Origin of the sequence: Photobacterium sp. MCCC 1A19761, assembly GCF_037389125.1 — a bacterium.
GTDB lineage: Bacteria > Pseudomonadota > Gammaproteobacteria > Enterobacterales > Vibrionaceae > Photobacterium.
The window spans coordinates 139165-153932 of sequence record NZ_JAZGTF010000013.1; the positions used below are offsets into that span (position 1 = coordinate 139165).

Annotated in this window: 11 protein-coding genes; 3 read left to right on the forward strand and 8 right to left on the reverse strand. The window is 50.2% G+C overall.

Going from position 1 to position 14768, the window contains the following annotated elements; translation table 11 throughout:
• Window positions 1-167: 167 nt before the first annotated feature.
• The gene (locus tag VV869_RS14535) at window positions 168-1082 is read right to left on the reverse strand and encodes a D-alanine--D-alanine ligase family protein (protein ID WP_337735636.1); all 915 of its coding nucleotides are present in this window, start codon (window positions 1080-1082) and stop codon (window positions 168-170) included.
• A gap of 611 nt (window positions 1083-1693) precedes the next feature.
• Here VV869_RS14535 and VV869_RS14540 point away from each other — a divergent pair.
• Window positions 1694-3535 (forward strand): M4 family metallopeptidase, encoded by a 1842-nt coding sequence (locus VV869_RS14540; RefSeq protein WP_337735638.1) that lies wholly within the window; start codon window positions 1694-1696, stop codon window positions 3533-3535.
• A gap of 215 nt (window positions 3536-3750) precedes the next feature.
• Complete coding sequence (locus tag VV869_RS14545; protein WP_337735639.1) at window positions 3751-4614, forward strand: AraC family transcriptional regulator; 864 nt, start codon at window positions 3751-3753, stop codon at window positions 4612-4614.
• Window positions 4615-4688: 74 nt separating this feature from the next.
• On the opposite strand, the gene thrS is transcribed toward VV869_RS14545, so the two are convergent.
• The 5 genes from thrS to hflK form a co-directional block, all read right to left on the reverse strand.
• Window positions 4689-6050, reverse strand: coding sequence for a threonine--tRNA ligase (thrS, locus tag VV869_RS14550; protein WP_337735696.1), 1362 nt, complete (start codon window positions 6048-6050; stop codon window positions 4689-4691).
• A gap of 149 nt (window positions 6051-6199) precedes the next feature.
• Entirely contained in the window at window positions 6200-8908 is a 2709-nt protein-coding gene (gene acnA, locus VV869_RS14555) for an aconitate hydratase AcnA (RefSeq protein ID WP_337735640.1), read from the reverse strand.
• Between the two features lie 56 nt (window positions 8909-8964).
• The gene (nhaA, locus tag VV869_RS14560; RefSeq protein WP_337735641.1) at window positions 8965-10323 is read right to left on the reverse strand and encodes a Na+/H+ antiporter NhaA; all 1359 of its coding nucleotides are present in this window, start codon (window positions 10321-10323) and stop codon (window positions 8965-8967) included.
• Window positions 10320-11315 (reverse strand): protease modulator HflC, encoded by a 996-nt coding sequence (gene hflC / locus VV869_RS14565; protein ID WP_337735642.1) that lies wholly within the window; start codon window positions 11313-11315, stop codon window positions 10320-10322. Before hflC ends, nhaA begins: the two co-directional genes overlap by 4 nt.
• Window positions 11312-12394 (reverse strand): FtsH protease activity modulator HflK, encoded by a 1083-nt coding sequence (gene hflK / locus VV869_RS14570; protein ID WP_337735643.1) that lies wholly within the window; start codon window positions 12392-12394, stop codon window positions 11312-11314. The genes hflC and hflK overlap by 4 nt, the downstream gene beginning before the upstream one ends.
• 488 nt (window positions 12395-12882) lie before the next feature.
• On the opposite strand from hflK, the gene trhA reads away from it, so the two are divergent.
• A complete protein-coding gene (gene trhA / locus VV869_RS14575) occupies window positions 12883-13608 on the forward strand; it encodes a PAQR family membrane homeostasis protein TrhA (protein ID WP_337735644.1) in 726 nt (241 codons plus the stop codon).
• A 130-nt stretch (window positions 13609-13738) separates the two neighbouring features.
• Here trhA and VV869_RS14580 read toward each other — a convergent pair whose 3' ends face one another.
• A complete protein-coding gene (locus tag VV869_RS14580; protein WP_337735645.1) occupies window positions 13739-13999 on the reverse strand; it encodes a hypothetical protein in 261 nt (86 codons plus the stop codon).
• 274 nt (window positions 14000-14273) lie between these two features.
• A complete protein-coding gene (locus VV869_RS14585) occupies window positions 14274-14711 on the reverse strand; it encodes a GlcG/HbpS family heme-binding protein (protein WP_337735646.1) in 438 nt (145 codons plus the stop codon).
• Window positions 14712-14768: the final 57 nt, after the last annotated feature.

Below are 14768 nucleotides of genomic sequence, written 5' to 3' on the forward strand. Positions count from 1 at the left end.
TACGAATGGTAAGGAACACAAATTGTTCCTTACCTATGAATCAACACCTCGACAATACAACCCGCGGAAATAAATATTCGATCGGCTATAACGGGCCATCAGGACGGATCAAGCACGATTGACGATCTTTATGGGCTTTGTTTCCTGTCGCGGAGGTTGTATTGAGGTTACTTGACGTAGTCAAACGTTGCTGAACGGAGCAGTTTTTCTATAACGCCTTCAAAGCTGATACCCGCCTGTTTCGCGGCCATCGGAAACACACTGCGCGTTGTCATGCCGGGTACAGTATTCATTTCGATGAGATAGATCTCACCCTGATCATCCAGAAAAGTATCAATGCGTCCCCAGCCTCGGCACCCAAGGACTTGATAGGCCTTGAGGGCGATAGCTTGCATCTGCCGTTCTTGTTCCGGGGTCAGATCGGATGGACAGTGATAGGTTGCAGTTTCATTGCCAAATTTGGCATTCCAATCGAAGAACGTTTCGGATTTGATTTGGACTACCGGTAAGGCCTGGTCATCCAGAATGGCACAAGTGTACTCGCGCCCCTGAATAAAGGCTTCAACGATGACTTCCTCATCATATTCAAAAGCAGCAGTCAGTGCTGAAAATAAGTCTTGCGGGTTATCGGCTTTAGTGACACCCAGGCTGCATCCCTGATTCAAAGGTTTGACAACGACAGGGTAGGATAGCTTGGATAGTGTCTCTTTGATTGAGTCGGAAGGCGTTTTTTTACTTACAATCATCCATTCAGCTGTGTTGAGGCCATTGGCTTTCCAAATTTCTTTGGTTTTGTGTTTATTGAGTGACGTAGAAGAGGCAAGTAACCCACTGCCGGTATATGGGATTTTGAGCATATCGCACAGCGCTTGAATATGGCCGCTTTCACCGATACCACCGTGCAATGCGATGAATATGCGATCAAGATTGAAGAAACCCTGCAGGGTCACATCAATGTGGCGAGGATCAATTTTAATCGCTTCATACCCCAGAAGCTCCACAGCCTTGGCAATACATTCGCCTGATTTCAGTGAGACAGAGCGCTCACTTGAATCGCCACCATTCAGAATACCAATTCTCATTTTTTACCACTTGTTCAGATACATACGACTGATGTGCATCTTAATTGATATTCATATTAGTTTATAGTGTTAAAACACATAATAGTGACGCATGATTCAGGCGCTTATCAACGTTGGTCATGGTTAGCAGGGCAGGTTACGTTACAGTGGTATCTGGTCAAATAGGTTGGCTGGCCTTGGTTCGATAACCGCCTATTCCATTGTGCTTAACTTCTCGAGTTTTGCTGTGAAATGCGGTGATTGAGTCACAAATTAATGGTTATATCAGTACGGTACGATATCCCGAGTTCTGTAAAGCCACCATAACACCTCAATTTCTGGATGTGTCCAGATCTGTTCAGGGTTAGCGCAATCATGCTTCGTTAATGACCTTTTGATTTATAACTTTGTGTAAATTTATAAATACAGGTCTAATCAGGAAATTTATGAGGCAAAGTGGAATTCTGCTCATTCCTTTTCCATGGTTTATGCACTGTTATGAAAACCATAGCAGGCAGCGAACTGGTACAGGTTGTTCTCATGCAGTTACACCAGTCGTTTCCGGCAAAGGTCTGCCGGATTGGTTGAGAGTTGAAGGACAGTTCAACACAATCATTCTCCAGGGAAGAGTTATGAAATCAAACCTTAATAAAATTACATTGGCTATCTCGCTAGGTTCACTCTTTACACTCACCACTTTGCCAAGCGTGGCAGCTGAAATGGTCAGCGTAACCGACCCGTCAGTTTTGCAGCAGGGGATTAATGCGCAATCGGCAACGCCGTTGGCGACGCGCTTCCAGCCGGTCAAAACCATCACTTTGCCAAATGGGACTCAAAAGGTACGTTACCAGCAGGTTTATCAGGGCGTACCGGTGTTTAATACGGCGGTGACCGCGACAGTAGACGCTCAGGGAGCCAGCCAGGTACATGGGGTGATGGCACAGGGCCTACAGCAGGATATTGCGGTGATTTCTCCTAAGCTGGACGCCCAGCAGGTGCTGACTATTGCCAAGCAGCAACTGAAGCGAACAGTGAAGGGCAATGATGCCAAAGGGTTATCGACTGAGAATGAACAGGCTGCACTGATGATCCGCCTGGACGACAATGATGTCGCCCGCCTGGTGTATCTGGTAAATTTCCTGGTCACTGAGGGTACACCGTCTCGTCCGTATTTCTTCATTGATGCCAACAGCGGTGAAGTGATCGCTCACTGGGATGGCCTGGCGCATGCAAAGGCTCTGGGGACCGGCCCTGGCGGAAACCAGAAAACCGGGCAATATCAGTTTGGGGTCGATTACCCAGCACTTGAAGTCGATAAGGTTGGCACCACTTGTACCATGATCAACGATGCCGTCAAAACGGTGAACCTCAATGGCGGGACGACCGGTTCGACAGCTTTTAGCTACGAATGTGCGACGGGCGATAATTACAATGCGTATAAACCAGTAAACGGTGCTTATTCACCACTGAATGATGCGCATTATTTCGGGAAAGTGGTCTTTGATATGTACAAAGACTGGCTGAATACCGCGCCGCTGACTTTCCAACTGACCATGCGGGTTCACTACAGCAGCAATTATGAAAACGCCTTCTGGGATGGCCAGGCCATGACGTTTGGGGACGGCCAGAACACCTTCTATCCGCTGGTTGATATCAACGTCAGCGCCCACGAGGTCAGCCATGGCTTTACCGAACAAAACTCCGGGCTGATTTATCGCAACATGTCCGGCGGGATCAACGAGGCATTCTCGGATATCGCCGGGGAAGCTGCCGAGTATTACATGCGCGGTACGGTCGACTGGGTGGTCGGCAGCGATATCTTCAAGCAGGCGGGTGGTTTACGCTACTTCGATCAGCCATCCAAAGACGGGCGATCGATTGATCATGCGTCACAATACACCAGCGGTCTGAATGTCCACTATTCCAGCGGCGTATTTAACCGTGCTTACTACCTGCTGGCAAACACCGCCGGGTGGGATGTCCGCAAAGGCTTTGAAGTGTTTGCGGTCGCGAACCAGTTGTACTGGACAGCGAATTCAACCTTTGATCAGGGGGGCTGTGGCGTTGTCAAAGCTGCGACTGATTTGGGCTATAACAGCGATGATGTGGTCAGTGCATTTGCCACAGTCGGTGTGAATGCTGCGTGCGGCACCACGCCACCTCCGGGAGACCTAGAACTGAAAAACGGCCAGCCGGTCAGCGGTCTTGCCGGTGCCTCAGGTAGTGAAGTGCATTATACCTTCACGGCAACCGCGGGTGCTTCAGCTCGTGTCGCTATCAGCGGCGGGACCGGGGATGCGGATCTGTACGTGAAGGCCGGCAGTAAGCCGACTACACAGTCCTGGGATTGCCGTCCATACCGGAGTGGCAACAATGAATCCTGTACGGTCAATGTGGCCGCCGGACAAACGTACTATGTGATGTTGAAAGGGTACAGCCAGTATTCCGGCGTGACCTTAAGCTTAAACTACTAAGCACGACGCCATCCGGCATATAGCCGCAGCTCCTTGGGGGCTGCGGCTTTTTTATTTGGCGGATTAATCTTTTGATGGTTTGATATCGACTTATATTCATTCCTGAGCATCCGATTAATAGCAAAGGCGAAAGATCGCAATCTCAATCAGGCAACAGAGGTTTTCCGCCGTTATGATTTGCATGACTTCAATAACGGGGAACACAAGGCGAATCAATGAATGTCGCAGAACACCATAAGGCGCGCATCCGCAAAGTGTGTGAGTTTATTCAGCACAACCTGGATGACGCGATTTCGCTGGAGCAACTGAGCGCGGTTGCCGGTTGCTCAAAGTTTCACTTCCATCGGATTTTTCAGTCCTTTATGGGCGTGAGCACCATGCAGTTTGTGCAGCTGAGCCGGATGAAGCGTGCGTCCTTTCGGTTGGCTTTTGAACCGGAACGCAGCATTACCGACATTGCTTTCGAAGCATCCTTTGAGAGTTCGGAGGCCTTCTCGCGCGCTTTTCTGCGCTGGTTTGGTCAAACGCCTTCCCAGTTTCGAAGTTGTCCTGAGTGGCAGTCCTGGTACGCCCACTACGAATTTCATCCACCGATAAACGGGGACAAACCTATGGAAATAACCATCGTCGATTTCAATGAACAGCCAGTGGCTTTGATTGAGCACCGAGGCCACCCGCAACGGGTGCTGGAAACCGCAGCCAGGTTCATTGCCTGGCGTAAAGAAACCGGTTTATCGCCGGTCAATAAGAGTGACACGTTTGGGATCCCTTATCGTGATCCGGTCAATACCCCGGAAGAAGAGTTTCGCTTTGAGATCTGCGGGACCCATGCGGGCGAGGTACCGGAAAACAGCTATGGTGTGAAGGCCGGACTGATCCCCGCAGGGCGCTGTGCAGTTGCCCGTCATCATGGCAGCCATGATCGGATCAGTGAAACCGTGTATTACCTCTATCGTCAGTGGCTCCCTTCCAGTGGAGAAGAACTTCGGGATTTTCCTTGTTTCTTCCACTACCTGAATTTGATCCATGAAGTTGATGAATGTGAATTGATGACCGATATTTATCTGCCGCTCAAGTAGGTCAATCGAGCAGGGAAGTTGTTTGGAAAAGCGGCCACTGATGAATGCAGTGGCCGCTCTGGTACCGGTACCCATTAGAGGGCCCTGAACGCAAGCAGTTGCGCGACCAACTGCGACTTCTCAATGACCGTCACGGCTTTCCCGCGACGCAGCGCGACTTGCTCACTGTTGACCTCCTTCTCGCCGACAATCAGGATGTTGGGGATCTTTAGCTGGTGGAATCGTTTGATCTTCCGCGATACTGAGCAATTGCTGTGATCGGTCATCACCGGCAGGTCGGCTGCTTTAAGCAGCGCTGCCAGGGCATCGGCATATTCGGCCGCCGCTTCGTTGACTGGGACAATGGCAGCCGGTAGGGGATGGATCCACTCCGGCAGCGCGCCCTGGGTGACCTCAAGCAGCATGCCGATCCAGCGTTCAATCGAGCCGTACATCGCCTGGTGCAAAATCACCGGGTGCTCGCGCTCTCCGGCAGCATTGGTAAAGGCAACCTCGAAACGGCCCGGCAGATTAAAGTCGAGCTGGATTGTCCCGCACTGCCACTCACGGCCAAGACTGTCCTGCAGCGCCAGCTCAATCTTGGGTCCGTAAAAGGAGCCTTCACCGACTTGAAGTTCATAATCCATCGATTCATCCCGGCAGACATCCATCAGAATTTGCTCGGCCTGATGCCAGAGGACTTCGTCGCCCAGTGCCGCCTCGGGACGCGTCGAGATCTTCACCGTGAGCTGCTGATAGCCATACTGGCGATACACCTGCCGGGCCCGTTCCAGGAACTGGCTGACTTCGTGTTTGATTTGAGACCAGGCACAAAACACGTGTGCATCATCCTGCGTGAACTGGCGTAGACGTAAACATCCGTTCAATGCACCTGAGGCTTCATTGCGGTGGACCAATCCGAATTCGAACAGCTTGACGGGCAGATCCCGGTAACTGTGCACGCCGCGTTTGAACAGCAGGATATGGCCCGGACAGGACATTGGCTTGAGCGCATAGTCCTGCTCGCCCGCCGGATCGCCGCCGAAGAACATATCTTCGCCGTACATCGCCAGGTGGCCGGATGTCTGCCATAACTCTTTTTTCAGAAACTGCGGCGTGCGCACTTCCTCAAAACCGTATTGCAGATAAAGCTCGCGGATATGTTGCTGAATGTCCTGAAACAGACGCCAGCCGTTCGGGTGCCAGAAGATCATGCCCGGTCCCTGGGGCTCGGAGTGGAACAGGTCGAGTTGTTGTGCGATTTCACGATGCGTTTTCATAAAGGTCTCCTTGGTTTGTGAGACTCTGAGCGAAACGCAGGATGCGGATATGAAAAACCCTCTGGCGAATCGCTCAGAGGGTTGAAGAAAAAACTCGAACTTACCCCCCGAACAACCTGGTGGTTTCGGTGGTGGTGGTTTGCTGGATCGGCATCGCCGATTGTGGGTTCGAGATATTTTTCATCATGGTCAAATTAGTAACAGACTGTTTTTGAAAAGACAATCACTTTTTGGCGATTGGTACGACGGTGCTCAGGCATGATCGACACATGACCGCGATGGCATTTCATCGGGTCGTGAGCCGGAAGTAAAACGTCAAGTTTGCGTCAATCCAACTGGTTGGCAATATAACGAAGTACGCCCCCGGCGTTGAAATACGCCAATTCTCTTTGGTTATCGATTCGGACGATTACCGAGCATTCCTGCTCTGAACCATCCTTTTTGCTAAGTATCAAATTGAGATTTTGTTGAGGCATAAGTTCATGATTTAAGTTAATCGAGATCGTCTCATCTCCTTTCAGTGAAAGGTCGCCGACTGTTCTGGGTGCGAGCAGTTGAAGTGGTAAAATGCCCATTCCTACCAAGTTACTGCGATGAATACGCTCGAAAGATTCGGCGATCACCGCCCTTACATTCAGCAGCAGGCAGCCTTTGGCAGCCCAATCTCTGCTGGATCCCGTGCCGTATTCTTTGCCGGCGAAAACCACGAGCGGGAGGCTGTCGGCGATCGCATGCTGGCTTGCCTCATAAATTGTGATCACGGGCGGTTGCTCGTGAACTCTCACGTTTTTATCGCGATTTTTGTTCATCGGACCATAATAGCGTGTCACACCACCCACTTCAGGCGCGACCATTAGGTTCTGTATGCGTCGATTGGCAAACGTCCCGCGAACCATGACTTCATGGTTTCCTCGACGGGCACCGTAACTATTAAAGTTCTGTGGGGATACCTGATGCGCGATTAAGTACTGGCCCGCAGGACTTAGTTCTGAAATTTGTCCCGCGGGTGAGATATGATCGGTGGTAATGGAATCACCGAGAACGGCTAATATTCTAGCGGATTGGATCGATTGGGTGCTGATCTCGCGCTCAAAAAACGGCGGGCGTTGAATATAGGTCGATGCCGGATCCCATGGGTAACAGACGCTGTCCTTCATGGTTAAACTTTGCCAGCGCTCATCTCCTTGATCGATGCTCTGGTAACTTAACCTGAACTGATGTTTGGTGACTTGGCGAAGTGCATGATTGAGCATTTCGTCAGTCGGCCAGAGATCCCGTAGATAAATCTCTTCACCATCACCGTTTGTTGCAATGGGCTCGTGCTGTAGATCAATCCGCGTATGGCCTGCCAGCGCAAAAGCAATCACCAGTGGAGGGGAAGCCAGCCAGTTGAGCCGAACGGCCGGGTGGATGCGTCCTTCGAAATTGCGGTTTCCCGAAAGCACCGCACTGACACTCAGTTGTTGTTGCTCGATGTCCGCTTCAAGCTGGCCGTTCAGCGGACCGGAATTCCCGATGCAGGTTGTACAGCCAAAACCGACACGCTGAAACCCCAACAGGTCGAGATACCCTTGCAATCCCGTATCATCCAGGTATCGCGCAACCGCCTGAGAGCCGGGTGCCAGCGATGTTTTTACATGGGCTGGAACCGAAAGCCCTTTCTCTACGGCTGCTTTTGCGAGCAAACCTGCGGTTAGCATCACGGCGGGGTTCGAGGTGTTGGTACAGGAGGTGATTGCCGCGATGACCACATCACCGTTTGTTAATCCATAAGGCGATGCACCACGATCTGTTTTATCGGTGGCTTTCTGCCCCATGAGTTCGAGGTGCTCTTGTGTTTTACGTTTTATCGCGCCCAACGCGAGGCGGTCCTGAGGTCGTTTGGGGCCAGCGACAGAAGGTTCAATCGCCGATAAGTCAATGGCGATGTTCTCCGCATAGACCGGGGGCGGCGTCTTGCTGTCCCACCATAGCCCTTGCGCCATCGCGTAGGCTCTCACGCGTTCGATCAGCGGCTCTGGCCGGTTGGTGAGTTGCAAGTATATCATGACTTTTTCATCCACCGGGAAAAGGCCGCAGGTTGCACCATACTCTGGCGCCATATTCGACAGAGTTGCCCTGTCTGCCACGGTCAGTTCTCCGACGCCGGGCCCGTAAAACTCAACATACTTACCAACAACGCCATAATTCCTCAGGTGCTCGGTAATGGTTAAGACAAGGTCGGTTGCAGTAACACCTGCCTTTAAAGCGCCATCCAGCCGGACGCCGACAATACGCGGAAGATTGAGACTGAGCGGCTGACCGAGCATCGCCGCTTCGGCTTCGATCCCCCCGACTCCCCAGCCAAGTACGCCCAAACCGTTGATCATGGTGGTGTGACTGTCGGTACCGACCAGCGTATCCGGGACCAAAATTCCACCTTCCTCCCGAACAACCTGTGCCAAGTATTCCAGATTCACCTGGTGACAGATCCCGCGTCCCGGCGGAATGACCGTCAGGTTGTCAAATGCGTGTTGCGCCCATTTCAGAAACTGGTATCGCTCCTGATTACGTTGCATCTCCAGTTGTCGATTCGCTGTTAATGCCGATTTGCTCCCCGCCTGGTCGGCAATCACCGAGTGGTCGATGACCAAATCAACGGCGCAAACAGGGTTCACACGTTGTGGATCACCACCGGCCCCTCTGATCGCATCGCGCATCGCCGCCAGGTCAACCAAAGCCGGCACGCCGGTATAGTCTTGCATCAACACACGGCTGGGATGAAATGCCAGTTCGGTGACGTCATCCTGCCTACGATTTGGGAGCCCCTCGTCGACACTGCAAAGCGCTGAGATGATGGCAGACGTCGTGGCATGCCCCTCGTAATGGCGCATCACATTTTCGAGCAACAGCCGAGTCACCAGCGGTAGTTGCGCTAACTCGACTTGAAAATCTGTTGCCAGCCTTTGCAACGACCAATACTGATACTCGGTGCCATGCACCGTCAGTGACTGAAGGTATCGTTGACGCCAGGCTCGTTTGCTATTCGGGATCATCTTCGTTTCCTCTGAAACCATATATGTAAAACAGCATGTCCTTTACGCGGTAAACATTATGTTTGGTTATCCTTGTACGAGGCATCTCGTTTTAACAGCCAACTGAGCAGCATCATTCCCGCCAGAGCTGAGAATAGGGAAGCGGATAAGATACCCAGCTTTGCGACATCAACGAGCGCCGGGCTCAATGCCAAGTGGGCAATAAATAACGACATGGTGAATCCGATCCCGGCAAGCATTCCACCCGCAACAAGATAGAGCCAAGGCAGCTCTGGCGGTCGTACAGCCAGTTTGAGGAGTGTTGCCAACCCGCAAAATAAGATGATACCAATGGGTTTGCCGATGACGAGACCGGAAAAAATAGCTATGTACAAGGAGCCGGACAGTTCTGAAAAAGAGAGCTGAACACCAGCATTTGCAAAGGCAAACAGAGGCATGATGACAAAACCAACCCAGGGATGCAGTATCACTTCGAACCGCTCCAGAGGTGAAAGCGCTTCTCGGGCTGCCGCTTCAGCGGTTTTTAAGATTTGGCGATCAATACGAAGCACATTACGCTTGCTTGTTGTTGGAGCCGGAACGACACAATCCATGATCGTCAGCAGGCGCTCTTTACTGACCCATCTAACTGTAGGCGTCATTAGTCCCAGGATCACACCAGTCACCGTAGGATGTATTCCCGACGCATCCACCGCGAGCCAAATCAACCCACCAATGGATAAATACATAGTAATACTGCGGATGCCGAGTTCAGCCATGATCTTCACCGTAATAAATCCGATCACGGCCAGCCCAATCGCATAAATATCAATCGATTCTCCGTAGCCAACGGCCACAACCACAATGGCACCAATGTCATCGATGATCGCTAAAGAAAGCATAAAAACCCGCAAACTTTTTGGCACGCGCGGGCCAAGTAAAATGAGGCAGGCAATGACAAATGCGGTATCCGTAGCCATTACGATCCCCCAACCATGCTGCCCAGGCTGATCCAGTTGAAATAGCAAATAGATCAATGCCGGAACCAGCATGCCACCGACTGCCCCTGAAATAGACAGCATGGCTAAGCGTGGGGTTTTTAATTCTCCCAAGACGATTTCACGTTTCAGCTCCAATGCGACCAAGAAGAAAAACAAGGTCATCAGGGCATCATTAATCCATTCCTGAAGCGAACGCTGAAACTCAAGCGATCCGACGGTGATCCCGATGGGGGTATCCCACAGGGACAGAAAATCCTCCGCCCATGGGGAGTTAGAGAGGGCTAGAGCAACCAGCGTAAAAAATAAAAGTACGGCCCCAGCAGCAGCCTCAATTCGTAAAAAACGGGTAACGGGTTGAGTGATCCAGTCAACATGTTCGCTCGGCAATTGAGTTGGATGCCCTCGTTCATGGGCCCGAAAAGCTGTTTTCTTCATGGACTTTCAGATTCAGTTTGATTGTCCGTTACTGGGTTTATTCTCTTCATAAATTTAAATAAGTCACTCTCCGTGGACAGCACCAAGGTGGTATTTTCTGCCATGATCGATTGGTAAGCCTGCAGCGTTCGGGTAAATTCATACAAGCTGACCGCCTGGGCACTCTGGTTGTAGGCCTGCGCATAGATTGCAGCGGCTTTGGCATCGGCCAAGCCCCGAATTTCTTCCACTTTGCGATACGCTTCGGATTGGATCTTATTTAAATCACGCACGCGATCGCCCCGGATCCGGGCCGCTTCCCCGTATCCTTCCGAAAGAAATCGCTCGGCAATCTGGCGACGCTCACTGATCATTCGGTCATAGATTTTGGGCCTGACACTTGCGTTGTAGTTAATCCGTTTAAAGCGAATGTCTAATAATTCGATACCAAAGACCCGAATTTTGTCAGTCGCGGCCTGGTAGATTTCAGCCTCTACAACCTGGCGGCCCTTATGGATCGGCACCAGATTCCCCATCGCCGTGTCTCGCTCCGTGCCGGTCAACAATGCGTCACGTAAAGGAAGCCGATCTTTGGTGGTTCGGATGATTTCAATCAATTCATGTTTCGCCACCGCGTTGCGTGTTTCGCTGCCCAGAATGTCATCCAGCCGGGACTGCGCACTGCGCTCATCGCGTAAACGAAGAAAATACTGCAAAGGGTCCGTGATCCGCCAACGCGCAAACAAGTCGACCGAGATGTACAGTTTATCCTTCGTCGGCATATCGGAGGGATTTCCGTCCCACTCCAGAATCCGCTTGTCTATCGTATTGACCTCTTGGATAAAAGGCATTTTCACCTTCAGTCCAGCGTCGGTGATCGGCAGGCCGACCGGTTTACCAAATTGGGTGATGATGACCTGCTCGACTTCGCTTACCGTATAAAGGGTGCCTTTCACGGCAAGCATGATGAAAACGAGGAGTATCACGGCCATCGGCGGGAGAAACTTCTTCATGGTTGATCGCCTTGCTTTCCTGTTTGATCCTGAAGATCAAGGAAAGGTAAGATGCCGTGGGTTTGTTCATCAATAATAATTTTTGAATGCATAGATGGCAGAATTTCTTGCATCGTTTCAATATAGATTCGCCGGCGGGTCACTTCAGGTGATTTGTTATATTGAATCAGTAATGCATTGAACCGGGCAGCATCCCCTTCGGCTTCATTAATTCTTTTGATCCGGTAACCATCTGCTTCTCGAATCCGCTGATCTTTTTCACCTTCTGCCAACGGGATCACTTTGTTGTAATCTCGACGTGCCTCGTTAATCAGCTTTTCTTTTTCTTGCTGCGCTTGGTTGACTTCATTAAACGATTCCTGAACCGGTTTGGGCGGGTTGATATTTTTGAGCTGAACCTGATCAATATTAATCCCCATCGTATATTTCGTCACAAGCTCCTGCATTTTTATCAGCACTTCAGATTCAATTTCTTGTCGGCCAATAGTGATGACTTCATCGACGGTTCGATCGCCCACGACTTCCCGCATCACCGATTCTGAAACGTCCCGCAGGGTAGCGCTGGGATCGCGGACTTCGAAGAGAAACTTGACCGGTTCGGCAATTCGATACTGGACCACCCATTCAACCAGCGCAGCGTTTAAATCACCGGTTACCATCTGAGTTTCCAGTTCACCATCATGTTCAGAGGTGTTCTGATAAGGGTTGTTCGCACCAGGTGTGCTGAAACCAAACTCTTGTTTGAGCTGGCGCTTCACAGGAACAATCGTCGCCATATCAACACCGAGCGGTAGTTTGAGATGTATGCCAGGCGGTATTTCATACCGAAACTGACCAAAACGTTGTATCACAGCCACAGAATCGCTGGGTACGGTATACACAGCTTGCCAGGAACTGATTGCAACAATAACAACCAGGAAAAGCAAAGCCACACTTTTTAGACTACCTTTCGGAAGCAGACGCTTCATTACGCTTGCTCTGTGTTTCAGGCGACGGCCAAGGTTGCGGGGCGAATGTGAGTTAGGCTCAGGCCGACCGTCAGGAGGCAGAGGAAAGGAGGGATCAGTCTCTGTTGGCATGAGTGCCCCCTTAATCATTCTATATTCGGCAAAGCAACAGACGGTTATTCAAGGTTGGTTTGCTTTGGTAGATCTTTCAAGCGATGGAAGGAAAAATGGGGAATTGATATGCGACAGAATGAGTTTTTCAGGCAAAGGCGTTTACTGAATCTATCAGACTTTCCCTAACGGATACTTCGCTGAACAACTACAATCATAGAGTCCTTAACCATCCCTAAAATAGTCAAATCAATATAGTTGATAGGTGATAATATGTTTGATTGGCTTAAAAATATGTTTTCGCATGAGAAAAATGAGGTTGATCGTGACACGGAAAAAAAACGAACGGATGATCACCAGATTCGCGAGAATAAAAAAGAGGAACACCCACAGACGTCTTCATCAGATAAGCAACACGAATAGTATCCTCACTTGCTTATGCTGATTTAAGGAAGCTGACTACCAGCGTTTTATGATAGTCGGCTTTCTTCCTATTGATTTGTTATTCCATGAATATACGCATACTGAACGCTGATTCAAATCGAGGAAAACTGAAAAAAGAAGAACTTGCGATCAGCATTAGCCACGGCATCGCATTGCTCGGGCTGCTGGTCGGAACCCCTTTTCTGATCATCGATGCGCTCCGGCGAGGGGATATTGGATACATGGTCGGCGCCTGTATTTTCTCCGCAACGGCGATATTGCTATACCTGTCCTCAACCATATATCATGCGCTGTCCTTGGGCCGGGCCAAGCGGATTTTTCGGATCATCGATCACGCCGCAATTTTTTTACTCATCGCAGGGACATACACGCCGTTCACCCTGGGGGTATTGAAAGGCGCATTGGGCTGGACGCTTTTCGCACTGATCTGGTTCCTTGCTTTTATCGGCGTCATGCTGAAAACGTTTCAAAGGTTGAATCACCCCGTTTTATCAACCGGCCTTTATCTCTTGATGGGCTGGCTGATTGTCTTTGCGCTCGAGCCAATGCTGGCCAGTGTGCCCATGGCGGGGATACTCTGGCTACTGGCTACTGGCTACTGGCTACTGGCTACTGGCTACTGGCTACTGGCTACTGGCTACTGGCTACTGGCCGGTGGCCTCTCCTATACGCTGGGCGTTGTGTTTTTTGCGACCGATTCACATTTACTGTACGGGCACTTGCTTTGGCACCTTTTTGTCATGGGCGGTACCACATGTCATTTTTTTGCTATTTTCTGGTATGCTTATTAATAACAATGATGTAAATGACCAAAAATTCAACTTTCACGGTCATATGATTCCTTATGATTAATGTTTTCGGTAAATATAGGGGGTTATTTAATACAGTGATTCATCGTTCAGTATTAAAAAAACTCAGAAATTATTTCTTATCTTCCGCCACTTCAAGGGCTGTTTGGATCATGTCCGTGAAATGTTTTAAGTTATCAAGGAGGTATTCCAGGTTAGATGTTTCGCAACCTGTCACTTCACTTTTGATGAGCTCTAAAGCACATGCAGCAGCAATCGCTCTTTTGGTTTCTGCATTCTCAGTTTGATGGTAAATCGACCGCGTGTTGGCTGCGACAGTCTCAATATGAATTTTTAATAATTCCGAAAAAACGGATAATTGATTACTATTCATATGCATTAATCCTCACTGAAAATAATAGGTTTCTGAATAAAAACAGAGTAATTATAAATCACGCCTATTAGTAAAATGAATATAATCCGTAATTATATCTAAATTATTGATCGTAAGAGCTGTTCTCGTGGGGAAGAGAACTCACCACCAATGGTGCTATCTGTTTAGTTTTAACCAGTAAAACGAACTTTAGCCATTCCAAAAAGAAAAGGCCACAATGCGGCCTTGGTAATGACGGTTTGGTTTCCCTGAACGTGGCGGGAATGTGCGGATGTCAGGCGGCGAATTCATCGCTGAACAGGTCGGCAAATCCGATGCCGCTGAGAGCGCATCGTTCGTCGATATCCGACAGATCGCCGCTTACGCCCACAGCCCCGACCACATTTTGCTGGGCATCGCGGATCAACAGGCCGCCGGGCACCGGGACCATGTTTCCGTGGGCGAGCACGTTCACGGCAGAAATAAACGCGGGACGAGCGTCTGCATCTTGCGCCAGTTTTCTCGATGAACATCCCAGGGCCAGTGCCCCCCAGGCTTTCGCAATGGCGATGTCCGGGCGCATCATACTGGACCCATCCTGGCGTTGCAGCGAGATGAGTTTTCCGCCGCTATCAAGCACTGCGACGGTGAGCGGGGCCGTGTTCGACTGGGTGCTCGCCTCAAAGGTGCCATGCGTGATGGCTAACGCTTGTTGTAGACTTAAACTTCCCATGTTTACTCCTGATTTCTGTTAATTATACCAATCACAGTAAGTAAATGATTGGAAATA